A 22,252-nucleotide genomic window follows, 5' to 3' on the forward strand; every position below is an offset into this window, starting at 1 on the left:
TCCAGCACGCGGTGCCATGCCTGTCAGCACCAAGCCGCAGGCCAGCAACGTGCATCGGCAATGGGCCCGGCTGCCTGCAGAGCTGTCGCCCGTGCCAATGGCGGTGCGTGAGTCGCTGGGGCCTGAGAGCGTGGATTTCACCTCGGCGCGCTTGCGCATGGTGCAGCGCCTGGCCGCATCGGGGGTGGAGCACACCCGGGTGCTCAAAGTGATGAATTCCGTGCTGCGTCACCAGTTTGTTGACAGTGCACTGGCGGTTCAGGCCTATGAGGACACCAGTTTGCCTATAGGATTGGGGCAGACCATCTCCAAACCCAGCGTGGTGGCGCGGATGTGTGAATTGCTGCTGCAATCACCGGCGGGGAAAATGGGCCTGGGCCGTATTTTGGAAATCGGCACCGGCTGCGGTTACCAGGCGGCGGTTCTGAGCCTGATGGCCAAGGAGGTGTATACCATTGAGCGGCTGCGTGCGTTGCATGAAAAGGCGCGGGTCAACCTGCGGCCTTTGCGGCTGGCCAATGTGCACCTGATCCTCGGTGATGGCATGCTGGGTTTTGAAAAAGGCGCGCCTTATGCCGGCATCATCGCAGCGGCTGGCGGGGATTCGGTCCCCCAGGCCTGGTGTGACCAGCTGGCTGAAGGCGGCCGGCTCGTGGCCCCGGTGATGGGGCCGGGCCAGCAACAGGTTTTGCTCGTTGTGGACCGCAGTGCTGATGGGTTTCAGCGCACGGTTCTGGAGCATGTTCATTTCGTGCCCCTAAAATCGGGGCTTGGTTAAGAAGGATAGGTATGTTGGATTCACGTGGTGTTTTGACGTGGGGTGCCGGTGTGGTGGCAGCCATGGTGCTGGCAGGATGCGGTAGTACATCGCTGAACCAGGCGCCCGTGGAGGATCGGGGCCTTTCGGCAGGCCGCACGCCGACATCGACCTCGGCCACGCCGCCGCGCATTGATCCCGCCACCCTGCCTGGCGCAGAAAACGCTGGCAAGCCCGGTTACTACACCGTCAAGCCCGGCGAGACCCTGATGCGCATCGCCGCCGACAACGGCCAGAACTGGCGCGATATTGCGCGCTGGAGCAATCTGGAAAATCCCAACGTGATCGAAGTGGGCCAGGTGCTGCGCGTGGTGCCGCCGGCGGCGGCGACCGCCAGCGCTGCCCCGGCAGCCACGGCACCTGCGGTGACGGGCGCGAACACGCCAGCGGCTACGCCTGCACCGGCTCCCGCGCCTGCGGCAGCAGCGTCTGCCCCCGCCGCAGCCGATGGCAACCTGGGCTTTATCTGGCCTTCATCGGGCGCCGTGATTGCGGGCTTTGACGATGCGCGCAACAAGGGCCTGGACATTGGCGGCAAGGCCGGCGACCCGGTTGTGGCCGCCGCTGATGGCCGCGTGATCTACTCCGGTGCCGGCCTGCGCGGCTACGGCAACCTGATTCTGATCAAGCACAACAACACCTACCTGACTGCCTACGCCCACAACCAGACCTTGCTGGTGAAGGACGACCAAGTCGTCAAGAAGGGTCAGAAGATTGCCGAGATGGGCAGCTCCGACGCCGACCGCGTGAAGCTGCACTTTGAGGTGCGCCGCCAGGGCAAGCCGGTCGATCCATCGCGCTACCTGCCTTCCCGCTGATGCCGGGCACTTCCTCGAAGTCGACATCGCCGCCAGCCGACGATGTCGGCTTTTCCCATTTGGAGGATGCCGCCTTGGTGTCGCCGGAAGGGGATGAAGAGTCCGCGGAGGTCGAGTCGCAAACCTGGGAAAGCCGGACGGTTGTGGCCGGTGTGGACGAACATGGCATGCGCCTGGACAAGGCGCTGGCGCTGTGGGTGCCGGAGTTCTCGCGCAGCTATCTGCAGGCCTTGCTGCTGCAGGGCGCGGTGCTGGTCAATGGCAAATCCGGTCTCAAGCCCAGCGCCAAGGTCAAGGCCGGTGACCAGGCGGTGGTTGAGCTGCGTCCCACGCAGCAAAGCCAGGCCTTCTTGCCGCAGGATATTCCGCTGGACGTGGTCTACCAGGATGAGCATCTGCTGATCATCAACAAGCCTGCCGGCATGGTGGTGCACCCCGCGCCAGGCAACTGGAGCGGTACCTTGCTCAATGCCTTGCTGGCCTACGACGCCAAGGCGGCCCAGCTGCCGCGCGCAGGCATCGTGCACCGGCTGGACAAGGACACCAGCGGACTGATGGTGGTGGCGCGCGAGCGCCAGACCATGGACGCGTTGGTCAAGCTGATCGCTGCACGCGATGTGCGCCGCAACTACCTGGCGCTGGGCCACAAGCCCTGGCAGGGCGCAGCGCAGACCTCCGTCAGCCTGCCGATTGGCCGCGATCCACGCAACCGCCTGCGCATGGCGGCAGTCGATCTGGCCCAGCATCCCGGCAAACCGGCGCGTACCGATATCCGTCTGCTGGTCAATGGCCAGCAAGGTTGTGCGGTGTTCTGCAGCCTGCACACCGGGCGCACCCACCAGATCCGCGTGCACATGGCCTCGCTCCAGCATCCGCTGCTGGCCGATACGCTCTACGGCGGTACACCAGCTGCCGGCATGGAGCGCCAGGCCCTGCATGCGCTGCGGCTGGCCTTTGTGCATCCAGTCACCGGGCAGAGCATGTCCTGGTTCGCGATGCCGCCTGCCGATATCACCTCGGCGATGGAAAATTGGGATCTTCGGTATAATTTGGCGGAATTGGCCTAAGCGCTACTCCTGCAGGTCTGGTTTTTCAGCCAGCGCAAACACCCGGTTTGCACACTGCATCGGTGGCGCCCAGTGCCGGCGGCTATGGGCGCTTATGCCTGCGCCGTGATCTTGGCCATGCAAACGCGGCCCTCTTGATACGCATTCCTTTGTCTGAACACGCAGCCGCGCGCTGGCGTGAAAACAGGGATTTATCGCATGCATACTTTGGAAGCAAAACGGGTGCTGGAGACTGCGCTGATCTGCGCGCCCCAGCCCATTACCGTGCGTGAGCTGCGGGGATTGTTTGCGGATGATCTGGGAACGGACACGCTCAAGGTGCTGTTGCAGGAACTGCAACTGGACTGGGCGCACCGGGGGGTAGAACTGGTACAGGTGGCATCGGGCTGGCGCTTTCAGAGCCGGCCGGAGATGCGCGAGTACCTCGATCGCCTGCATCCGGAAAAACCGCCCAAGTATTCGCGTGCGACCCTGGAAACCCTGGCCATCATTGCCTATCGGCAGCCGGTGACCCGTGGCGATATCGAAGATATCCGGGGGGTCACCGTCAACAGCTTGATCATCAAGCAGTTGGAAGACCGGGGTTGGGTGGAAGTGATTGGCTACCGGGAGACCATCGGGCGGCCTGCGCTGCTGGCGACGACCCGGCAGTTTCTGGATGACCTGGGCCTGCAGTCGCTGGACCAGTTGCCCGAGCTGGACAGCAGCAACCAGTCGCAGACCATGTTTGACAGCCTGCCGCTGGAAGCGCCGCAAGACGAGGCCGCGCCGCAGGATGCCGGGCCAGCGGACGCCGAGGCATTCGAGCTGGTGGGTGAGCCCATGGCCATGGCAGCGCCAGTTGCCGATGGCGATGCGTTGGAAGACGCAGAGGATGCGCAGACTTTGCCTGAGGCTGGGTCTGCTGATGATGAAGATGCGGCCGCCGTGAGGGCGGCAGAGTCCCCGCAGGCAGGTGGTGATGCAGATGCCGCCACTGCCGGGGTTGAAGACAAAGATGCGGATCCTTTGGTCCGTGATGACGATGCACATAATTCCGCACCAGGCGGGGTAGAAAAGCAAAAAGATGATGAGTGATACCAGCGATATGAATGCGCCCCAGGATGGAGATAAGGCCTTGCAAGAAGGTGCTGCGCCGTCTGAAAAGCGCCGTGCACCGCGCAAGCGTGCCGCGCCTGCGCAAGCGGCGGCGGCAGCGGCCGACGAATCCCAGGCGGCTGGCGCCGATGCCGGTGAGGCTGATGGCGATGCCGCAGCCCAGCCCGCCGAGCCGCGTGCACGCCGTGATGGCGAACAGCGCGTAAGCCGTTACCCGGCCCGAGCTCGCCGTTTCCGTGAGCGTGATGGACAGCCGCGTGATGCGCAGGGCGCAGAAGGCGATGCGCCTCCCGCCCGTGGCCGTGGTCCGGCGGGCCGTCCGCAACGCCATGCCGAGCCGGAAGGCTATGCCTTCGAAGACGTGGTGGCTGGCGCGCTGGAAGCAGCGGAAGACTCGGATGCACCCGCTCCGGTCAAGCGCGTGCTCCAGCCCCATGTGGAGGCGCCCAAGCTGCACAAGCTGCTGGCCCAGGCCGGCATGGGTTCGCGCCTGGAGATGGAGCGCCTGATTCTGGAAGGCCGCATCTCCGTCAACAACGAGCCCGCCCACGTCGGTCAGCGCATTTTGCACAGCGACAAGATCCGTGTGAACGGCAAGCTGATCACGTTCCGCATCGAGCAGCCGCCAGCGCGCGTGCTGGCCTACCACAAGCCCGTGGGCGAGGTCGTGACGCACGACGATCCGCAGAACCGCCCCACGGTGTTCCGCAAGCTGCCGCGCGTCTCGCATGGCAAGTGGCAGTCGATCGGCCGTCTCGATCTGAATACCGAAGGCCTGCTGCTGTTCACCAACTCCGGTGAGTTGGCCAACAACCTGATGCACCCGCGCTTTGGCCTGGAGCGTGAGTACGCGGTGCGCGTGCTGGGCGCCCTGACCAATGAAGAAAAGGCCTTGCTGCTGGCCGGTGTGAACCTGGAAGACGGTGTGGCCAGCTTTGGCTCCATCGATGACGGTGGTGGCGAAGGCGCCAACTGCTGGTACCGGGTCACCATCTCCGAAGGCCGCAACCGCGAAGTGCGCCGTATGTTTGAGTCGGTGGGTCACGCGGTCAGCCGCCTGATCCGTATCCGCTACGGTGCCATGGTGCTGCCGCGCGGCTTGCGCCGCGGCTCCTGGGTCGAGCTGGACCAGCGCGACATCCAGGCGTTGACCGTGGCTGCCGGTGGAGTGGCTGAGCGCAAACCCCGTGAGCAGAATTCTGCTGGCCGGGGCGGACGCAGTGACAACCGTCCCCAGCACAACGGCCCGCGCCCATCGGTGGGCCCGGCCAAGAACACCCGGGGTGGTGGTTTGCGCAAGGCGCCCGAGAAGCGCAATACCCAACCCGATCCGATGAAGACCTCGCTGGGCTACATCGGTCACGACAGCCTGACGCGTCAGCGCCAGGGCCAACGCAAGAGCGGTGGCGGATTCAAGCGCGGTGGAAGGTCGTAGTCACGCCGCTGACTTCCAGGACACCGTACAATCAAAGGTTTGCTTTTAGAGCAAAAAATCCATCAACAGGAAATTTATTATGGCAATCGAACGTACCCTCTCGATCATCAAGCCCGATGCAGTGGCTAAGAATGTTATCGGTCAAATCTACGCCCGCTTTGAAGCTGCTGGCCTGAAGATCGTGGCCGCCAAGCTGGTGCAACTGTCGCGTCAAGACGCTGAGCAGTTCTACGCTGTGCACGCTGCCCGTCCTTTCTTCAAGGATCTGGTGGACTTCATGATCTCCGGTCCTGTGATGATCCAGGCTCTGGAAGGCGAAAACGCCATCCTGAAGAACCGTGAGCTGATGGGCGCTACCGACCCTAAGAAGGCCGACAAGGGCACGATCCGCGCTGACTTCGCTGACAGCATCGACGCCAACGCCGTGCACGGCTCTGACGCTGCCGAGACCGCCGCTGTGGAAGTGGCGTTCTTCTTCCCCGGCATGAACGTTTATTCCCGTTAATTGACATGTACGCGGCCGCAAGGCCGCGTGGCATAGGTAAGTGGCCCGAGCGTATATCCATGACCACCAATTTGCTTGATTTTGATTTGGCTGGTTTGACCGCCTTTTGCGAAGGGCTGGGAGAGAAGCGCTTCCGGGCCACGCAGCTTTTTCGCTGGATCCACCAGCGCGGTGCAGCCGATTTCGACCAGATGACCGATCTGGCCAAGTCCCTGCGCGAAAAACTCAAGGGCACGGCCCATGTCACGGCGCTGCCCGTGATCACCGAGCACGTGTCCACCGACGGAACAGTCAAGTGGCTGTTCGACGTGGGTGACGGCAATGCCGTCGAATCCGTATTCATTCCCGAAGATGACCGTGGCACCTTGTGCGTCTCTTCGCAGGCTGGTTGCGCAGTGGGATGCCGCTTTTGCTCGACAGGGCACCAGGGCTTCAGCCGCAACCTGACTACTGGCGAAATCATGGCGCAGCTGTGGTTTGCCGAACACGCGCTGCGCAAGCGCCTGGGGCGCGATGAGCGCATCATCTCCAACGTGGTGATGATGGGCATGGGCGAGCCCCTGCAAAATTACACGGCCTTGGTGCCCGCATTGCGCACCATGCTGGATGACCATGGCTATGGTCTGTCGCGCCGCCGCGTCACCGTCTCCACCTCGGGTGTGGTGCCGATGATGGACCGCCTGTCGCAAGACTGCGCCGTGGCGCTGGCCGTGTCGTTGCACGCGCCCAACGACCCGCTGCGCAATGGCCTGGTGCCGCTGAACAAGAAATACCCGCTCGCCGAGCTGATGCAGTCCTGCCGCCGCTACCTGGAGTTTGCGCCGCGTGACTTCATCACCTTTGAGTATTGCATGCTCGACGGCGTCAACGACCAGCCCGAGCATGCCCAGCAATTGATAGCACTGGTGCGAGAGTATGCGGGCAACGGCGGGGCCTGGTGCAAATTCAATTTGATTCCATTCAACCCGTTTCCAGCCTCTGGTCTGTTACGATCACCTGCCAACCGGGTGACGGAATTTGCCAAGATGCTCTCGGATGCGGGCGTCGTGACCACCGTGCGCAAGACCCGGGGCGATGACATCGATGCGGCCTGTGGCCAGCTCGCTGGCGATGTGAAAGACCGCACCAAAGCGGCGGAGCGTATGGCCAAGAACCGGGTCATACCGCTGGCACAAGTCTAGAAATAGTCCAATCAGTTTGAGGAGGGTGTGCATGCAAGAGGCTGTGACAACAGGGCAACCGAGGGTGCATCGCCTCATGGCTGCCACCTTTTTAGGGCTGGCCCTGATCGGTGGTTTGTCGGGCTGCGGTACCGCCAGTAACACGGCCCGCGAGGATGCCGCCTATGTCACACAATCCGATGAGACCGAAATCCATCGGCGTGCACGCATTCGTCTGGAGCTGGCCGCCAGCTATTTCCAAACCGGCCGAACCACGATCGCGCTGGATGAGATCAAGCAGGTGCTGGCGCTGGACCCCAACAGTGGTGACGCCTACAACATGCGCGGCCTCATCTACATGCAGCTGGGCGAGCCCGATATTGCCGATGAGAGCTTTAGCAAGGCGCAATCGCTCAAGCCCACCGATGCCAACATCATGCACAACCATGGCTGGCTGCTCTGCCAAGAGAAAAAATACGACGCGGCAGACCGCTACTTCAACCAGGCCTTGGTGCAGCGCCAGTATTTCCAGCAAGCCAAGACCTTGATGGCCCAGGGCCTGTGCCATGAGGCTGCCGGCAAGCCTGCCGAAGCCGAGGCCAGCCTGCTCAAGGCCTATGAATACGATGCCGGTAACCCGGTCGTCAGCTTCAACCTGGCCAAGCTGATGAACCAACGCGGCGACCCGCGCCGCGCCCAGTTCTATATCCGCCGTCTCAACAACGGCGAGTTGGCCAACTCCGAATCCCTGTTCCTCGGTATCCAAATTGAAAAAGCCCTGGGCGATGGAGCGAGCGCACGTGCGCTGGCGGCCCAATTGCAAAAGCGTTTCCCCGACTCCAAAGAGACGGCACGTATCGCTGGTGGAGGCGTGCTGTGAACGAGTCTGATATCCAAGAAGCAACGAACGCAAACCAAGCTGCCCTCAGTGCTGGCGAGATGCTGCGCCAGGCCCGCGAAGAGCTCGGCTACCACCTGCCTGCCGTGGCCGCGCACCTGAAGGTGTCCGTCCACAAGCTTGAAGCGCTGGAAGCGGGCGACTGGAGCGCCTTTCCGGATGTGGTCTTTGTGCGCGCGCTGGCCTCGGCCGTGTGCCGTGTGCTCAAGATCGATCCCGCTCCCGTGCTGGCCCAGTTGCCCAAGCCGCCCGGCAAGGACCTGAGCCCGGGCGTGGAAAGTGTCAAAACCCGCGTGGCCGTGGGCCCGGCGCAGAGCAAGAAAAATGATTTCCCCAGCAGCAAGCCTTTCCCCTGGATGGGCGTGGTGGTACTGCTGATCGTGGCGACCGTCGGCGTGCTGTTCTATCCGCAACTGGCGGACTACTGGAAGAGCTCCACCGCGGCTTCTGCCCCGGCACCTGCGCGTTCCAACAACGTCGCCGGCGTGGCTGAGCAGTCCGAGCCCGTTGCGCTGGGTGGCAGCTCGACCGATCCGGTGCCCGAGGCGCCGGCCAATGGCCCCGCCGAAGCGGGTGGCACTGCTGCGCTGGCAGGCCCGGTTAGCCCAGCCGCTACAGCCCCCGTGGCGGCTGCTCCTGCAGAAGGCGCGCCATTGTTGCATTTCAAGGCTAGCCAGGACAGCTGGGTGCAGGTCAAGGAAGCCAGTGGCAAGGTGGTGTTTGAAAAGACCATCCGTGCCGGCACGAACGAAGATATCGCGGCCACCCCGCCGCTCAAGCTCATCGTGGGCAATGCGGTGGGAGTGGAGATGCAGCTGCGCGGGTCGGCTTTTGATCTGAAAAAAGTGACCAAGGGCAGCATCGCCCGTTTTGAGGTGAATTAAGTGCAAGAAGAGAACATCCTGTTGCCCGTGCCCATGGTGGCGCCGGCCGCCCGCAAAAGTCGCCAGGCCCGCGTGGTCTGGGGTGACCGTGTGGTGACGGTGGGGGGCGATGCGCCCGTGCGCATACAGTCGATGACGAACACAGACACCGTGGATGTGATCGAGACGGCCATCCAGGTCAAGGAGCTGGCGCAGGCGGGTTCGGAGATGGTGCGTATCACCGTCAACACACCGGAGGCCGCAGCAGCCGTGCCCTATGTGCGCGAGCAGCTCGACCGCATGGGCGAGAACGTGCCACTGGTAGGCGACTTCCACTACAACGGCCACCGCTTGCTGACCGAGTTTCCTGACTGCGCCAAGGCGCTGTCCAAGTACCGGATCAACCCCGGCAATGTGGGCAAGGGTGACAAGAAGGACAAGCAGTTCGGCCAGATGATCGAGGCGGCCATGCAGTACGACAAGGCCGTGCGCATCGGTGTGAACTGGGGCAGCCTGGACCAGGAACTGCTGGCCGAACTGATGGACGAGAACAGCCGCCGCGCCGTGCCCTGGGACGGGCGCCAGGTGATGTACGAGGCACTGATTACCTCGGCCATTTCCTCTGCGCGGCGTGCCGAAGAAATGGGCCTGAATGGTGACCAGATCATCCTTTCCTGCAAAGTCAGTGGTGTGCAGGATTTGGTGGCTGTGTATCGGGGGCTGTCCGCGCGCTGCGACTATGCACTGCACCTGGGTTTGACCGAGGCGGGCATGGGCACCAAGGGCACGGTGGCCTCAGCCGCTGCGCTATCGATCCTGCTGCAAGACGGCATTGGCGACACCATTCGCGTGTCGCTGACCCCGCAGCCGGGCGAGGCCCGTACCCAAGAAGTGGTGGTGGCCAGCGAGATTCTGCAGGCCATGGGCATGCGCAGCTTTGTGCCCAGCGTCACCGCCTGCCCAGGCTGCGGCCGCACCACCAGCACCACCTTCCAGGAACTGGCGCGTGACATCGACCAGCACCTGCGCTCGCAAATGCCGGTCTGGCGCGTGAAGTACCCCGGCGTCGAGAAGATGAAGGTGGCCGTGATGGGCTGCATCGTCAACGGCCCGGGCGAAAGCAAGCATGCCGATATTGGCATCAGCCTGCCGGGCAACGGCGAATCGCCCGCAGCGCCCGTCTTTATTGACGGCGAAAAGGCCATGACCTTGCGCGGTGACCGGATTGCGCAAGAGTTCCACGAGATCGTGCAAGCCTATGTGGAGCGCCGCTACGGTGCTGCCAAGGTAGATAATTGATAGCTGCACTTGCTGGCCTGGCAAGTGTTTGCAAGCATACTGAACAGAGAGATAGAAGCCCATGGGCATGAATGAAAAGCTGGCCGCCATCAAAGGCATGAACGATATCCTGCCGCCCGATTCGGCCATGTGGGAATGGTTTGAAGGCAAGGTGCGCGACTTGATGGGGCGTTTTGCCTACCGCAACATCCGCACGCCCCTGGCCGAGCACACGGCGCTGTTTGTGCGCGGTCTGGGCGAGGTGACCGACATTGTCGAGAAGGAAATGTATTCCTTCGAAGACCGGGCCGACAAGCATGGCCAGGCCGAGCACCTGACCCTTCGCCCGGAAGGCACTGCCGGTGTGGTGCGCGCCGTGGTCGAGAACAACATGCTCTATGACGGCGGCAAGCGCCTGTTCTACATTGGCGCCATGTTCCGCCGTGAAAAGCCGCAACGCGGCCGCTACCGCCAGTTCCACCAGGTTGGCGTCGAAGCCATGGGCTTTGGCGGCGCCGAGCTCGATGCCGAGGTGATCCTGCTGGCCGCGCAGCTCTGGAAGGACCTGGGCATCGAAGGCGTGCGCCTGGAGCTCAACAGCCTGGGCCAGCCCGAGGAGCGCCGCGCCCACCGCGAGGCATTGGTGGCCTATTTTGAGCAGCACACCGATGTGATGGACGAGGAGGGCAAGCGCCGCATGTACAGCAACCCGCTGCGCGTGCTGGACACCAAGAACCCGGCGATGCAGGCGATGGTCAATGCTGCCCCCCAGCTGCTGGACTTTCTGGGTGATGACTCCAAGGCCCACTTGAAGGCGGTGCAGGACATTCTGGACGCCAACGGCGTGGCCTGGTCGGTCAACCCGCGCCTGGTGCGTGGCATGGACTACTACAACCTGACGGTGTTCGAGTTCATCACCGACAAGCTCGGCTCGCAAGGCACGATCTGTGGCGGTGGCCGCTATGACTACCTGATCGAGCAGATTGGCGGCAAGCCTGCGCCGGCCGTGGGCTGGGGCATGGGCATCGAGCGCGTTCTGGAGCTGATCAAAGAGCTGAATATCCAGTGGGATCGCCCGTCTATTGATGCCTACGCTATCCTGCCGGACGCAGCACTGCTGCCGCAGGCCATGCGCGTGATCCAGACCCTGCGTCAAGCCGGTGTTCGGGTACAGATGCATGGCTCGGCCGTGGCAGGCAGCCTGGGCAGCATGAAGTCGCAGTTCAAGAAGGCCGATGCCAGCGGCGCCGCTTGCGCGCTGATCTTTGGCAGCGACGAGATGCAGCGCGGCATGGTGACCGTCAAGCAGCTGCGCGATGGTGAGGGTGCTCAGGCCGAACGTGCGATAGACGCCGTGGCCGACTGGGCAGCGCAATTGCGCGCATAAGTGCAGCCTCGGCTGCAAGCATTTTTTTGATTCAACTCCCTTAGAACAATATGGCAACGCATTTAGATCTGGAAGAACAGGAACAGATAGACCAGCTCAAGCACTTCTGGAACAAGTGGGGCACCTTGATCACCACAGTGCTGGTGATTGTGCTGGGGGGCTTTGCCGCCTGGAACGGCTACCAATACTGGCAGAACCGCCAGGCCTCGCAAGCCAGCGCGCTGTCGTCGGCGGTCGAGGCTGCGGTCAACTCCGGTGACAAGACCCGCATCGACCAGGCCTTTGGCGACCTGCGCAGCAACTATGGCAGCACCATGCAAGCGGCACATGCCGGCCTGCTCGTAGCCAAGGCTGCAGGTGACAAGGGCCAGATGGACGATGCCAAGGCTGCGCTCACCTGGGTGGCGGACAATGCGTCGGATGAGGGCCTCAAGGCCACTGCCCGCGTGCGTTTGGCGGCCGTGCTGCTCAACAGCCAGGCCTACGATGAGGCGCTCAAGGTGCTGGGCACCAAGATGCCGACCGAGTTCGATGCCGTGGTGGCAGACCACAAGGGCGATGTCTACCTGGCCAAGGGCGACAAGGCGCAAGCCATTGAGTCCTACAAGGCGGCTTTGCAAAAGACAGAACCGGGCGTGGAATACCGCAACGTGATCTCCGTCAAGCTCAATGCGCTGGGCGAAGATCTGAAGTGATGGATGGCAGAAGGCAGTGCGCATGAAACAACAACAGGCATATGCTGCAGCGGCTGCTGCAGCCAAGGTTTTGACGGTATCGGCAGTGGCTCTGGCCATTGCGGGCTGCTCTTTGTTCTCGTCGGACAAGCGCAAGCCTGCTGAGCTTGAGCCCAATGTCGCACTGCTGTCCGTGCAGCAGGTCTGGACACAGCGCATCGGCAAGAGCAACCCCACCTTGGTGATGAATGTCAGCGGCACTGTGGTGACCCTGGCCTCTGCCGATGGCCAGGTGGCTTCCGTCAATGCCGATACCGGTGCCGATCTCTGGCGCGTCAACGTGGGCCAGAAGCTCTCGGCAGGCGTGGGCAGCGATGGCAAATGGGCTGCCGTGGTGACCGAAGACGGCAACCTCGTCGCTCTGAGCCAGGGCAAGGAAATGTGGCGCAAGCGCCTTCCAGCGCGTGTCTATACCGCGCCGCTGGTGGCTGGCGAGCGCATTTTTGTGCAAAGCGCAGACCGCTCGGTGCAGGCCTTTGATGCGGCATCGGGCCAGGCGCTGTGGAGCCAGGCCAAGACCACCGAGGCATTGGTGCTGCGCCAAAGCGGCGTGCTGACCGCCTACCAGGACACCCTGGTGGCTGGCGTGTCGGGCCGCTTTGTCGGTATCGACCCCAACACCGGTGCACTGCGTTGGGAAGTGCCGATTGCCAGCCCGCGTGGCACCAATGACGTCGAACGTCTGGTGGAGCTGGTGGGTGGCGTGTCGCGCCAAGGCTCGGTGTTGTGTACGCGTGCCTACCAGATGGCCGTCGGTTGTATCGATGCATCCACGGCGCAGCTTCGCTGGACCGTGCGTGCCGAAGGTATCAACGGCATCTCCGGCGATGCCGATGTGGTGGCCGGTGCCGATGGCAATGGCGTGATCACGGCCTGGGCGCATGATGGCGGCAGCGTGGTGTGGACGAGCAATCGCCTGCGCTACCGCAAGCTGAGTCAGCCGCTGGTGCTGGGCCGCTCTGTGATTTTTGGTGATAGTTCGGGTACGGTGCATATGCTGTCCAAGAAAGACGGCTCGCCGCTCAACCGCTTCTCTACCAACAGCTCCGGTATTTCCGTAGCGCCGGTATTGGCGGGCAACACCATGGTGGTGCAGACGAATGATGGCGCGGTGTATGGCTTTCGGCCCGAGTAAGAAAAGAAAAAGTAGTCAGGAATGAAGCCAGTTATTGCTTTGGTGGGGCGTCCCAATGTGGGCAAATCCACCTTGTTCAACCGGATGACCAAGTCGCGCGACGCCATCGTTGCCGACTTCGCCGGTTTGACGCGTGATCGCCATTACGGCCAAGGCCGTCAGGGCAAGCACGAATACATCGTGATCGATACCGGTGGTTTCGAGCCCGATGCGACCAGTGGCATTTTCAAGGAAATGGCCAAGCAGACCCGCCAGGCCGTGGCCGAGGCGGATGTGGTGCTGTTCGTGGTCGATGTACGCCTGGGTCTGTCGGCCCAGGACCATGAGATTGCCGGCTACCTGCGCCGCCTGGGCAAGCCCGCCATGCTGGTGGGCAACAAGGCCGAAGGCATGAAGGACGGCGGCCAGCTGGCCGAGTTCTACGAGCTGGGTCTGGGTGAGGTGTTCCCGGTCTCGGCTGCGCACGGCCAGGGCATCCGCACCATGATCGACATGGCGCTGGAGCAGTTGCCCTGGCTCAACCAGGAAGACGATGCCGAAGCCGAAGAGGACGAGCAGGTCATCAAGCTGGCCGTGGCAGGGCGCCCGAATGTGGGCAAGTCCACCTTGATCAACACCTGGCTGGGTGAAGAGCGCCTGGTGGCCTTTGACATGGCCGGTACCACGCGCGATGCGATCGCGGTGCCGTTCGAGAAGAATGGCCAGAAATTCCAGCTGATCGACACCGCCGGTTTGCGCCGCAAGGGCCGCGTATTCGAAGCCATCGAGAAGTTCTCGGTGGTCAAGACCCTGCAAGCCATTGAAGGCGCCAATGTGGTGCTGCTGTTGCTCGATGCCACGCAAGGCGTGACCGACCAGGATGCCCACATCGCCGGCTACATTCTGGAAAGCGGCCGCGCCGTGGTGCTGGCCGTGAACAAGTGGGATGCGCTTGACGATTACGGCCGCCAAATGCTGGAGCGCTCGATCGAGCTGCGCCTGTCCTTCCTGAAGTTTGCGCCGCTGCACTTCATCTCGGCCAAGAAGCGCCAGGGTCTGGGTCCGCTGTGGACCTCGATGATCCAGGCGCACAAGTCGGCCCTGTGCAAGATGCCCACGCCCGTGCTCACGCGCGTGCTGTTGGAGTCGGTGCAGTACCAGACGCCCAAGAAGATCGGACCTTACCGCCCCAAACTGCGCTATGCGCACCAGGGTGGTATGAACCCACCGGTGATTGTGATTCACGGCAATTCGCTCGAGCACATCACCGATGCCTACAAGCGCTTTCTGGAAGGTCGTTTCCGCAAGGAATTTAATTTGATCGGCACCCCCTTGCGGATTGAATTCAAGACCTCACATAACCCTTACGCTGACAAAGATTGATAGCGTACAAGTGAGATGAGGCCTGATCCACAGGCCCATCACATGAAACAACCATTTATCGTTCAGTTAGATTGCCACTGTGGTAAGGTGGCGTTTTACAACAACACTGTCCGAACACGGAGAATATCGTGAGCAACAAAGGCCAACTTCTGCAAGATCCATTCCTCAACGCTCTGCGCCGCGAGCATGTGCCTGTGTCCATCTACCTGGTCAACGGCATCAAGCTCCAAGGCCAGATCGAATCTTTTGACCAGTACGTTGTGCTGCTGCGCAACACCGTCACCCAGATGGTGTACAAGCATGCGATCTCGACCATTGTCCCCGGTCGTGCCGTGAACTTCTCGGCACCTGATTCGCAAGACAACGAAGCTTCAGCCTAACGCTTTTGATAGCATTACATCCGCGCAAGCTGCGGGTGAACAGCTCTACATCATTGAGTAATCAACAAAATTCCAACGATAAGAAATCCACCCCGGTCATGCTGGTCGGGGTGGATTTTGGTTTTCCGCACTTCGATTCCGAACTCGAGGAACTGGGTCTGCTGGCACAGACTGCCGGCCTGAACCCGGTTGCGCGCCTGGTGTGCAAGCGCAAGGTGCCTGATGCGGCCCTGTTTGTGGGCAGCGGCAAGGCCGATGAGATCCGCATGGTGGCGCAGACCTATGGCGCCACCGAGATCCTGTTTGACCAGGCGCTCAGTCCGGCGCAGCAGCGCAATCTGGAGCGCCATCTGCAGATGCCGGTCAATGACCGCACCTTGCTGATCCTGGAGATCTTTGCGCAGCGCGCACGCAGCCACGAGGGCAAGCTCCAGGTTGAACTGGCCAAGCTGCAATACCTCAGCACGCGCCTGGTGCGCCGCTGGTCGCACTTGGAGCGGCAGCGCGGCGGTATCGGCACGCGCGGTGGCCCGGGTGAGACCCAGATCGAGCTGGACAAGCGCATGATCAACGATGCGATCAAGCGCACCAAGGACCGGCTCCTCAAGGTCAAGAAGCAGCGCGCGACGCAGCGCCGCCAGCGGCAGCGCAACGATACCTTCAATGTGTCGTTGGTGGGTTACACCAATGCCGGCAAATCGACCTTCTTCAATGCCGTGGTCAAGGCGCGCGCCTATGCAGCCGATCAGTTGTTTGCGACCCTGGACACGACGACGCGGCAGATGTATCTGGAGTCGGCACAGCGCTCCATTTCCATCTCCGACACGGTCGGTTTCATTCGGGACCTGCCCCACGGGCTGGTCAATGCTTTCGAGGCAACACTGCAAGAAGCGGTAGATGCAGATCTGCTGCTGCATGTGGTCGATGCCTCCAACCCTGCCCACCCGGAACAAATACAACAAGTCCAAAAGGTTCTTCGGGAAATTGGGGCAGAAAACGTGCCGCAGGTTCTGGTATTCAATAAACTGGATGCCATTGAGCCAGACCGGCGGCCAACAGCGCTTGCAGACAGCTACGAGCTCGATGGGGTGCAGGTTCCACGATTCTTTGTCAGTGCGGCCAAGGGGCAGGGGCTGGAGGCCGTGCGCGAGCACTTGGCCCAGGCCCTGGTCGCCCGCCAGGCGGCGCTCGATGCGGGTGACGCCTGGGAGATAGCCCCAGACGCCGATGACGAATTGCTGGGAAATGCTCCCTAGGGCTGCCACAATGGCTGCTTGCATGCGCTTGTAACGCTGATTCATAGAGACATCGCTAATGAAACTTCATTCACGTTTTCCGCGCCTGGCCTTGCTGCCGCAGGGCCTGCGCGGAATGTTCAACCTGAACGATCCCCGCTGGGGGCGGGGCGACGATGGCAAGGACGACAGCAGCAATGCAGGTCAAGAGCCTTCCCGTCCGCCCTACAACCCGCCCGAGCAGAACAACCGGCCCAACGCCCAGCGCCCCGGCACCAACGGTGCGCCGGATCTGGACGAGCTGTGGCAGGACCTGAACAAGAAGCTCGGCGGTTTGTTCGGTGGCGGTAAAGGCGGCGGCACGGGCCGCGGCAGTGCAGGGCAGCCACCTGAGTTCAAGGGCGCTGGCGTTGGCCTGGGCCTGATCGTTGGCGTAGCCGCACTGATCTGGCTGGGCACCGGCTTCTTCATCGTGCAGGAAGGCCAGCAAGCAGTCATCACGCAGTTCGGTAAGTACCACAAGACCGTCAATGCCGGTATCAACTGGCGCCTGCCGTACCCGATCCAGCGCCATGAGCTGGTCTATGTTTCGCAGATCCGCTCTGCCGATGTGGGCCGCGACAGCATCATCAAGACTACTGGTCTGCGCGAATCGGCCATGCTGACCGAAGACGAGAACATCGTCGAGATCAAGTTTGCCGTGCAGTACCGCCTGAGCGATGCTCGGGCCTGGCTGTTTGAGAGCAAGGCACCGGCAGATACCGTCATCCAGGTGGCTGAAACCGCTGTGCGTGAGGTGGTCGGCAAGATGAAGATGGATGCCGCACTGGCGGAAGAACGTGACCAGATTGCGCCCCGCGTGCGTGAGCTGATGCAGGTGATTCTGGATCGCTACAAGATCGGTGTTGAAGTCGTTGGCGTCAATTTGCAGCAAGGCGGCGTGCGCCCGCCCGAGCAGGTGCAGGCAGCATTCGACGATGTGCTCAAGGCCGGTCAGGAGCGTGAGCGCACCAAGAACCAGGCTGAAGCCTATGCCAACGATGTGGTGCCACGCGCCACCGGTACGGCCTCGCGTCTGATGGAAGAGGCTGCGGCTTACAAGGCCCGTATCGTGGCGCAGGCGCAAGGTGATGCCCAGCGCTTCTCGTCGATCTATACCGAGTACCAAAAGGCGCCGGTCGTCACGCGCGACCGTTTGTACCTGGAAACCATGCAACAGGTCTACAGCAATGTGACCAAGGTCGTGGTCGATTCCAAGCAAGGCTCCAACCTGCTGTACCTGCCGCTGGACAAGATCATGCAGCAGACCCAAGGCAGCGCTGCTCCAGGGGATGCTGCTGCCAGCTCGAACGCGCCCACGACCAGCGCTCCTGCGCCCGCCCCCTCGGTGCCGGATGCCCGTGCCCGTGATACCAGCCGTACCCGTGACCGCGAGTCGCGCTAGGAGTGATTTGTGAATCGAATGGGATTTTTAGCTTCAACCGTCTTGGTGGTGCTGGCGCTGCTCAGCTCCACCGTGTTTGTGGTCGATCAGCGGCAGTTCGGCATCAAGTATGCGCTCGGCCAGATCAAGGAAGTCATCACGGAGCCGGGCTTGAACTTCAAGCTGCCGCCGCCGCTGCAGAACGTGACCTACCTGGACAAGCGCCTGCTGACCTTGGACAGTACCGACACCGAATCCATGCTGACTGCTGAAAAGCAGCGTGTGGTGATCGACTGGTATGTGCGCTGGCGCATCACTGACCCATCGGCCTATATCCGCAATGTGGGTACGACCGAAGGTCAGGGCGCGATCCAGCTCAACCGTGTGGTGCGCAATGCCTTTCAGGAGGAAGTCAACCGCCGTACCGTGCAGGACATGATCTCCGGCAAGCGCGAGCAGACGATGGCTGACGTCAAGCGTGAAGTGCTCGAAGCAGTCAAGGGCAGCAAGCCCTGGGGTATCGACATCGTTGACGTGCGTATCACGCGTGTCGACTATGTCGAGGCCATCACGGAGTCGGTCTACAGCCGTATGGAAGCCGAGCGCAAGCGCGTAGCCAATGAGCTGCGCTCGACCGGTGGCGCCGTGGGTGAAAAGATCCGCGCCGATGCCGATCGCCAGCGCGAAGTGACCGTGGCCAATGCCTACCGTGATGCGCAGGCGCTGAAGGGTGAGGGCGATGCCGAAGCTGCCAAGGTCTATGCCGACGCCTTTGGCAAAGACCCGCAGTTCGCGCAGTTCTACCGCAGCCTGGAGGCCTACAAGTCCAGCTTCAACAAGAAGTCGGATGTGATCGTGGTTGATCCATCGTCCTCGGATTTCTTCAAGGGTTATCGCTCGTCAGGCTCCAAGTAAGCCCGGCCCAGCGCATCCATTAAGCCACTTTGCATTCGCAAAGTGGCTTTTTTTATTGGGGATTCTTATAGCATCGCTGGACGCTGGGCTCTGTAATGGCCGCAAAGGCGCAGTGCCGAGAGCAGGAAATGCGGATCGCCTGCTGTCATCCCTGTAGAATCACGTTTTTAACAGCCCTCCCAATTCCCCATGTCTGCTTGGATCCTTCCGGATCACATTGCCGATGTGCTGCCTTCTGAAGCGCGACACATCGAAGAGCTTCGGCGTGGCCTGCTCGACACGGCTTGTGCTTACGGCTACGAACTGGTAATGCCTCCACTGCTGGAGCATTTGGACTCTCTGTTATCCGGATCCGGTGAAGCGCTGGACCTGCTGACGTTCAAGCTGGTTGACCAGCTATCGGGCCGCACCCTGGGCATTCGCCCTGACACCACCCAACAAGTTGCTCGCATCGATGCCCATTTGCTCAATCGCAAGGGTGTGACGCGTCTGTGCTACTGCGGGCCGGTGTTGCATGCCAAGCCTGATCGCCCCCATGCCACCCGCGAGCCTTTGCAGTTTGGTGCCGAAATCTACGGCCATGCAGGGGTGGAGGCGGATGTGGAAGTAATCGCGCTGGCGACTCAGTCGCTGCGCGTTGCCCAGCTGCATGATTTCTCTGTGGACCTGGCCGATGTGCGCATCGTTCAGCGTCTGCTGGCTGGCTTGCTGGTGGATCTGCCGACCCTGCGCCGCGTGCATGCGGCCCTGGCTGTCAAGGATGCCTCCGAGCTCGCATCGCTGACCCGCGATTTTCCGCAGGCCCAGCGTGATGGTTTGCGTGCCTTGCTCAATCTCTATGGTGATGTAGAGGTGTTGGCTGAGGCTGAAAAGGCTCTCGCAGGTATCCCTGGTGTGGGGCCGATTCTGGCGGACCTGCGCCAGCTCGCTAGCCGCATCGACAGCCCGGCCGTGACCTTTGACCTGGCCGATCTGCGCGGCTACTCCTACTACAGCGGCATGCGCTTTGCGATCTATGCGCAGGGGGTGACCGATGCGCTGGTGCGTGGTGGCCGTTATGACGAGGTCGGCGCTGCCTTTGGCCGCAGCCGCCCTGCCGTTGGTTTCAGTCTGGATATCAAACAGCTGGTGCCGGTGGTCGAGCCACGTCCGCTGAAGGCCGCCATTCGCGCGCCCTGGGTGGATCGCCACGATATGCGCGAGGTCATCGCCCGCCTGCGCCAGACCGGCGAGACCGTGGTCTGCGCCTTGCCGGGGCATGACGATGAAGTCGACGAATTCAATTGTGACCGCGAACTGGCCGAAGTAGATGGCCAGTGGATCGTGCGCAGCATTTAACCGTATTTTGTTCTTGGATGGGAAAAGACATGGCTATCTCCAAAGGTCGCAACGTTGTTGTGGTTGGCACTCAATGGGGTGACGAAGGCAAGGGTAAGTTGGTCGATTGGCTGACTGAGAGCGCACAAGGTGTGGTGCGCTTCCAGGGTGGCCACAACGCAGGCCACACCTTGGTCATCAATGGCGTGAAGACGGCACTGCATCTGATTCCCAGCGGCATCATGCGTCCGGGCGTCAAGTGCTTCATTGGCAACGGTGTGGTGTTGTCGGTGGGCAAGCTGTTTGAAGAAATCGAAGGCCTGGAGAAGGCTGGCGTCCAGGTGCGTGACCGCCTGCGCGTATCTGAAGCCTGCCCGCTGATCCTGCCTTTCCATCAGGCGCTGGATGTGGCCCGTGAAGCAGCCCGTGAACAAGGCGGCGTGCAAAAGATCGGCACCACCGGCAAGGGCATCGGCCCAGCCTATGAAGACAAGATTGCCCGCCGTGCACTGCGCGTGCAAGACCTTAAGCACCCCGAGCGTTTTGCCACCAAGCTGCGCGAGCTGCTGAACCTGCACAACCACATTCTGGTGAGCGTGCTGGGTTCGCAAAAGTTTGACTTCGGCCCGCAACTGGCACCGTACATGAAGAATGGCGAGATCCAGTTCGACGCTGTCTACAACGAGGCCATGCAACACGCCGAGCTGATCAAGCCGATGATTGCCGATGTGTCGTCCGAGCTGAACCAGCTGCACGCCGAAGGCGGCAACCTGCTGTTTGAAGGCGCGCAAGGCTCGCTGCTGGATGTGGACCACGGCACCTACCCCTATGTGACCTCGTCCAACTGCGTGGCTGGTAATGCCGCTGCCGGCGCTGGCGTGGGCCCAGGCCTGCTGCACTATGTGCTGGGCATCACCAAGGCTTACTGCACCCGCGTCGGTGGTGGTCCTTTCCCGACCGAGCTGGAATGGCAAAAGGAAGGCACCCCAGGTTGGGTGATGAGCACCGTGGGCGCAGAGAAGGGTGTGACCACCGGTCGCTATCGCCGCTGCGGCTGGTTTGATGCGGCTCTGCTCAAGCGCTCGGCCCAGATCAACGGTCTGTCCGGTCTGTGCATCACCAAGCTCGATGTGCTCGACGGCATCGAAGAGCTGCAACTCTGCGTCGGCTACGAGCTCGACGGCGAACGCATCGACCTGCTGCCACTGGGTGCAGACGACATCGAGCGTTGCAAGCCCATCTACGAAGCCATCCCTGGTTGGACCGATACCACCGTGGGCGTGACGGAATACGACAAGCTGCCTGTCAATGCGCGCCGTTATCTGGACCGCATTGCTGAAGTCACCGGCGTGCCTATCGCCGTTGTCTCGACCAGCCCTGATCGCGACCACACGATCCTGATGCACAACCCCTACCAGGCCTGAGCCCTGGTTGCTACTTTTGATTGAGGAAACCCATGCTTACTGAAGACGGCAAGCACCTGTATGTCAGCTACGACGAATACCATGGCCTGATTGAAAAACTGGCCATCAAGATTCACCAATCCGGCTGGGAGTTCGACACCATCCTGTGTCTGGCTCGCGGCGGCATGCGTCCTGGCGATATCCTGAGCCGTATTTTTGACAAGCCCCTGGCCATCATGTCGACAAGCTCCTACCGTGCGGAAGCCGGTACGCAGCAGGGTCACCTGGATATCGCGCGCTTCATCACCACCCCCAAGGGTGAGATCGCTGGCCGCGTGTTGCTGGTGGACGACTTGGCAGATTCGGGTCACACGCTCAATGCCGTGATCAACATGCTGAAGAACAACTACGCGCCCATCACGGAGCTGCGCAGTGCGGTGATCTGGACCAAGGGTGTTTCCACCTTCACGCCAGACTACTCGGTGGACTTCCTGGCGACCAACCCCTGGATCCACCAGCCGTTCGAAGGCTATGACAGCCTGCGTCCAGAGAAGCTGCTGGAGAAGTGGAAAGTCTGATCGGCGGCTGCAGTTGAAAAAAATTGCAATTTTGTGAAGTGCTGTCGGAAAACGCCTATACAATAGCGTCTATCGACAGCACGATGCCTTGCAAAGCTGCCAGACTCGAAAGAGGGCGGTTCGCAAGGTTTGTTTTTTTGAGGTGCTGACAAGGGGATGGCGGAGACGCTGAAAACTTTGTCAAACAGTTCAAAAAGCTGTGCTACAATACAAGGCTTCGCTGATCGCGGCGAAGAGGATCCAAGGCTGAGGCTCTTGGGTCAGGTCTTTAAAAATTAACAGCCGATAAGCGTGGGCGTTTGGTGGCGATTGCCATATGTTCTTCGGAGCAAAACAAGCGCTCACTTTAAACAGTAATGAAGAAGATTTATCTTCTGATTTCCGTCAAGTGAGTGAGTAGTCGAGAGACTTTAAATTCAAGATCGAACTATAGAGTTTGATCCT

21 protein-coding genes are annotated in these 22,252 nt (G+C 61.5%); all 21 read left to right on the plus strand.

Features of this window, described 5'->3' with window-relative positions; genetic code table 11:
- The first annotated feature begins 16 nt into the window (after positions 1-16).
- The 21 genes from LPW39_RS13845 (at position 17) to LPW39_RS13945 (ending at position 21,808) form a co-directional block, all read left to right on the plus strand.
- Positions 17-778: a protein-L-isoaspartate(D-aspartate) O-methyltransferase gene (locus tag LPW39_RS13845; protein ID WP_407928841.1), complete on the plus strand. Its 762-nt coding sequence runs from the start codon at positions 17-19 to the stop codon at positions 776-778.
- Positions 779-789: 11 nt separating this feature from the next.
- A complete protein-coding gene (locus LPW39_RS13850; RefSeq protein WP_230775932.1) occupies positions 790-1,635 on the plus strand; it encodes a peptidoglycan DD-metalloendopeptidase family protein in 846 nt (281 codons plus the stop codon).
- Positions 1,635-2,702 (plus strand): RluA family pseudouridine synthase, encoded by a 1,068-nt coding sequence (locus LPW39_RS13855; protein WP_230775935.1) that lies wholly within the window; start codon positions 1,635-1,637, stop codon positions 2,700-2,702. The genes LPW39_RS13850 and LPW39_RS13855 overlap by 1 nt, the downstream gene beginning before the upstream one ends.
- Before the next feature lie 198 nt (positions 2,703-2,900).
- Positions 2,901-3,779 carry an SMC-Scp complex subunit ScpB gene (gene scpB, locus LPW39_RS13860; protein WP_230775944.1) on the plus strand — a complete coding sequence of 293 codons (879 nt, stop codon included), beginning with the start codon at positions 2,901-2,903 and terminating at the stop codon, positions 3,777-3,779.
- Positions 3,769-5,235, plus strand: a complete 1,467-nt coding sequence (locus tag LPW39_RS13865; protein WP_407928842.1) for a pseudouridine synthase — start codon at positions 3,769-3,771, stop codon at positions 5,233-5,235. Before scpB ends, LPW39_RS13865 begins: the two co-directional genes overlap by 11 nt.
- A 79-nt stretch (positions 5,236-5,314) precedes the next feature.
- Positions 5,315-5,740, plus strand: coding sequence for a nucleoside-diphosphate kinase (gene ndk / locus LPW39_RS13870; protein ID WP_021027513.1), 426 nt, complete (start codon positions 5,315-5,317; stop codon positions 5,738-5,740).
- Positions 5,741-5,799: 59 nt separating this feature from the next.
- Positions 5,800-6,921: a 23S rRNA (adenine(2503)-C(2))-methyltransferase RlmN gene (gene rlmN, locus LPW39_RS13875; RefSeq protein WP_230775955.1), complete on the plus strand. Its 1,122-nt coding sequence runs from the start codon at positions 5,800-5,802 to the stop codon at positions 6,919-6,921.
- A 76-nt stretch (positions 6,922-6,997) separates the two neighbouring features.
- Positions 6,998-7,780 carry a type IV pilus biogenesis/stability protein PilW gene (gene pilW / locus LPW39_RS13880; protein WP_230775964.1) on the plus strand — a complete coding sequence of 261 codons (783 nt, stop codon included), beginning with the start codon at positions 6,998-7,000 and terminating at the stop codon, positions 7,778-7,780.
- On the plus strand, positions 7,777-8,682 hold the full coding sequence (locus LPW39_RS13885; RefSeq protein WP_230775966.1) for a RodZ domain-containing protein: 906 nt from the start codon (positions 7,777-7,779) through the stop codon (positions 8,680-8,682). Before pilW ends, LPW39_RS13885 begins: the two co-directional genes overlap by 4 nt.
- Before the next feature lie 33 nt (positions 8,683-8,715).
- Complete coding sequence (gene ispG, locus LPW39_RS13890) at positions 8,716-9,960, plus strand: flavodoxin-dependent (E)-4-hydroxy-3-methylbut-2-enyl-diphosphate synthase (protein ID WP_230776039.1); 1,245 nt, start codon at positions 8,716-8,718, stop codon at positions 9,958-9,960.
- A 61-nt stretch (positions 9,961-10,021) separates the two neighbouring features.
- A complete protein-coding gene (gene hisS, locus LPW39_RS13895; RefSeq protein ID WP_133856621.1) occupies positions 10,022-11,326 on the plus strand; it encodes a histidine--tRNA ligase in 1,305 nt (434 codons plus the stop codon).
- 50 nt (positions 11,327-11,376) lie between these two features.
- Entirely contained in the window at positions 11,377-12,021 is a 645-nt protein-coding gene (locus LPW39_RS13900; RefSeq protein WP_230775968.1) for a YfgM family protein, read from the plus strand.
- Positions 12,022-12,043: 22 nt separating this feature from the next.
- Positions 12,044-13,195 (plus strand): outer membrane protein assembly factor BamB, encoded by a 1,152-nt coding sequence (gene bamB / locus LPW39_RS13905; RefSeq protein WP_230775970.1) that lies wholly within the window; start codon positions 12,044-12,046, stop codon positions 13,193-13,195.
- 21 nt (positions 13,196-13,216) lie between these two features.
- The gene (der, locus tag LPW39_RS13910; RefSeq protein WP_230775980.1) at positions 13,217-14,557 is read left to right on the plus strand and encodes a ribosome biogenesis GTPase Der; all 1,341 of its coding nucleotides are present in this window, start codon (positions 13,217-13,219) and stop codon (positions 14,555-14,557) included.
- A gap of 128 nt (positions 14,558-14,685) precedes the next feature.
- Positions 14,686-14,937 (plus strand): RNA chaperone Hfq, encoded by a 252-nt coding sequence (gene hfq / locus LPW39_RS13915; protein WP_116925229.1) that lies wholly within the window; start codon positions 14,686-14,688, stop codon positions 14,935-14,937.
- Positions 14,938-15,035: 98 nt separating this feature from the next.
- Positions 15,036-16,193: a GTPase HflX gene (gene hflX, locus LPW39_RS13920; RefSeq protein WP_230776049.1), complete on the plus strand. Its 1,158-nt coding sequence runs from the start codon at positions 15,036-15,038 to the stop codon at positions 16,191-16,193.
- Positions 16,194-16,251: 58 nt separating this feature from the next.
- A complete protein-coding gene (gene hflK / locus LPW39_RS13925; protein WP_230775989.1) occupies positions 16,252-17,616 on the plus strand; it encodes an FtsH protease activity modulator HflK in 1,365 nt (454 codons plus the stop codon).
- Between the two features lie 9 nt (positions 17,617-17,625).
- Positions 17,626-18,510, plus strand: a complete 885-nt coding sequence (gene hflC / locus LPW39_RS13930; RefSeq protein WP_230776001.1) for a protease modulator HflC — start codon at positions 17,626-17,628, stop codon at positions 18,508-18,510.
- A gap of 189 nt (positions 18,511-18,699) precedes the next feature.
- Positions 18,700-19,848, plus strand: a complete 1,149-nt coding sequence (locus LPW39_RS13935; RefSeq protein ID WP_230776003.1) for an ATP phosphoribosyltransferase regulatory subunit — start codon at positions 18,700-18,702, stop codon at positions 19,846-19,848.
- A gap of 29 nt (positions 19,849-19,877) precedes the next feature.
- Positions 19,878-21,251: an adenylosuccinate synthase gene (locus LPW39_RS13940; RefSeq protein ID WP_230776005.1), complete on the plus strand. Its 1,374-nt coding sequence runs from the start codon at positions 19,878-19,880 to the stop codon at positions 21,249-21,251.
- Between the two features lie 32 nt (positions 21,252-21,283).
- On the plus strand, positions 21,284-21,808 hold the full coding sequence (locus LPW39_RS13945) for a phosphoribosyltransferase (RefSeq protein ID WP_133856629.1): 525 nt from the start codon (positions 21,284-21,286) through the stop codon (positions 21,806-21,808).
- The last annotated feature ends 444 nt before the right edge of the window (positions 21,809-22,252 follow it).

This window comes from Comamonas koreensis, from assembly GCF_021026195.1.
Lineage (GTDB): Bacteria > Pseudomonadota > Gammaproteobacteria > Burkholderiales > Burkholderiaceae_C > Comamonas > Comamonas koreensis.

Coding starts and splice junctions, on each gene's coding strand:
- LPW39_RS13845 (WP_407928841.1), top strand. CDS start 17: ATGCCTGTCAGCACCAAGCCGCAGGCCAGCAACGTGCATCGGCAATGG.
- LPW39_RS13850 (WP_230775932.1), top strand. CDS start 790: ATGTTGGATTCACGTGGTGTTTTGACGTGGGGTGCCGGTGTGGTGGCA.
- LPW39_RS13855 (WP_230775935.1), top strand. CDS start 1,635: ATGCCGGGCACTTCCTCGAAGTCGACATCGCCGCCAGCCGACGATGTC.
- scpB (WP_230775944.1), top strand. CDS start 2,901: ATGCATACTTTGGAAGCAAAACGGGTGCTGGAGACTGCGCTGATCTGC.
- LPW39_RS13865 (WP_407928842.1), top strand. CDS start 3,769: ATGATGAGTGATACCAGCGATATGAATGCGCCCCAGGATGGAGATAAG.
- ndk (WP_021027513.1), top strand. CDS start 5,315: ATGGCAATCGAACGTACCCTCTCGATCATCAAGCCCGATGCAGTGGCT.
- rlmN (WP_230775955.1), top strand. CDS start 5,800: ATGACCACCAATTTGCTTGATTTTGATTTGGCTGGTTTGACCGCCTTT.
- pilW (WP_230775964.1), top strand. CDS start 6,998: ATGGCTGCCACCTTTTTAGGGCTGGCCCTGATCGGTGGTTTGTCGGGC.
- ispG (WP_230776039.1), top strand. CDS start 8,716: ATGGTGGCGCCGGCCGCCCGCAAAAGTCGCCAGGCCCGCGTGGTCTGG.
- hisS (WP_133856621.1), top strand. CDS start 10,022: ATGGGCATGAATGAAAAGCTGGCCGCCATCAAAGGCATGAACGATATC.
- LPW39_RS13900 (WP_230775968.1), top strand. CDS start 11,377: ATGGCAACGCATTTAGATCTGGAAGAACAGGAACAGATAGACCAGCTC.
- bamB (WP_230775970.1), top strand. CDS start 12,044: ATGAAACAACAACAGGCATATGCTGCAGCGGCTGCTGCAGCCAAGGTT.
- der (WP_230775980.1), top strand. CDS start 13,217: ATGAAGCCAGTTATTGCTTTGGTGGGGCGTCCCAATGTGGGCAAATCC.
- hflX (WP_230776049.1), top strand. CDS start 15,036: ATGCTGGTCGGGGTGGATTTTGGTTTTCCGCACTTCGATTCCGAACTC.
- hflK (WP_230775989.1), top strand. CDS start 16,252: ATGAAACTTCATTCACGTTTTCCGCGCCTGGCCTTGCTGCCGCAGGGC.
- LPW39_RS13935 (WP_230776003.1), top strand. CDS start 18,700: ATGTCTGCTTGGATCCTTCCGGATCACATTGCCGATGTGCTGCCTTCT.
- LPW39_RS13940 (WP_230776005.1), top strand. CDS start 19,878: ATGGCTATCTCCAAAGGTCGCAACGTTGTTGTGGTTGGCACTCAATGG.
- LPW39_RS13945 (WP_133856629.1), top strand. CDS start 21,284: ATGCTTACTGAAGACGGCAAGCACCTGTATGTCAGCTACGACGAATAC.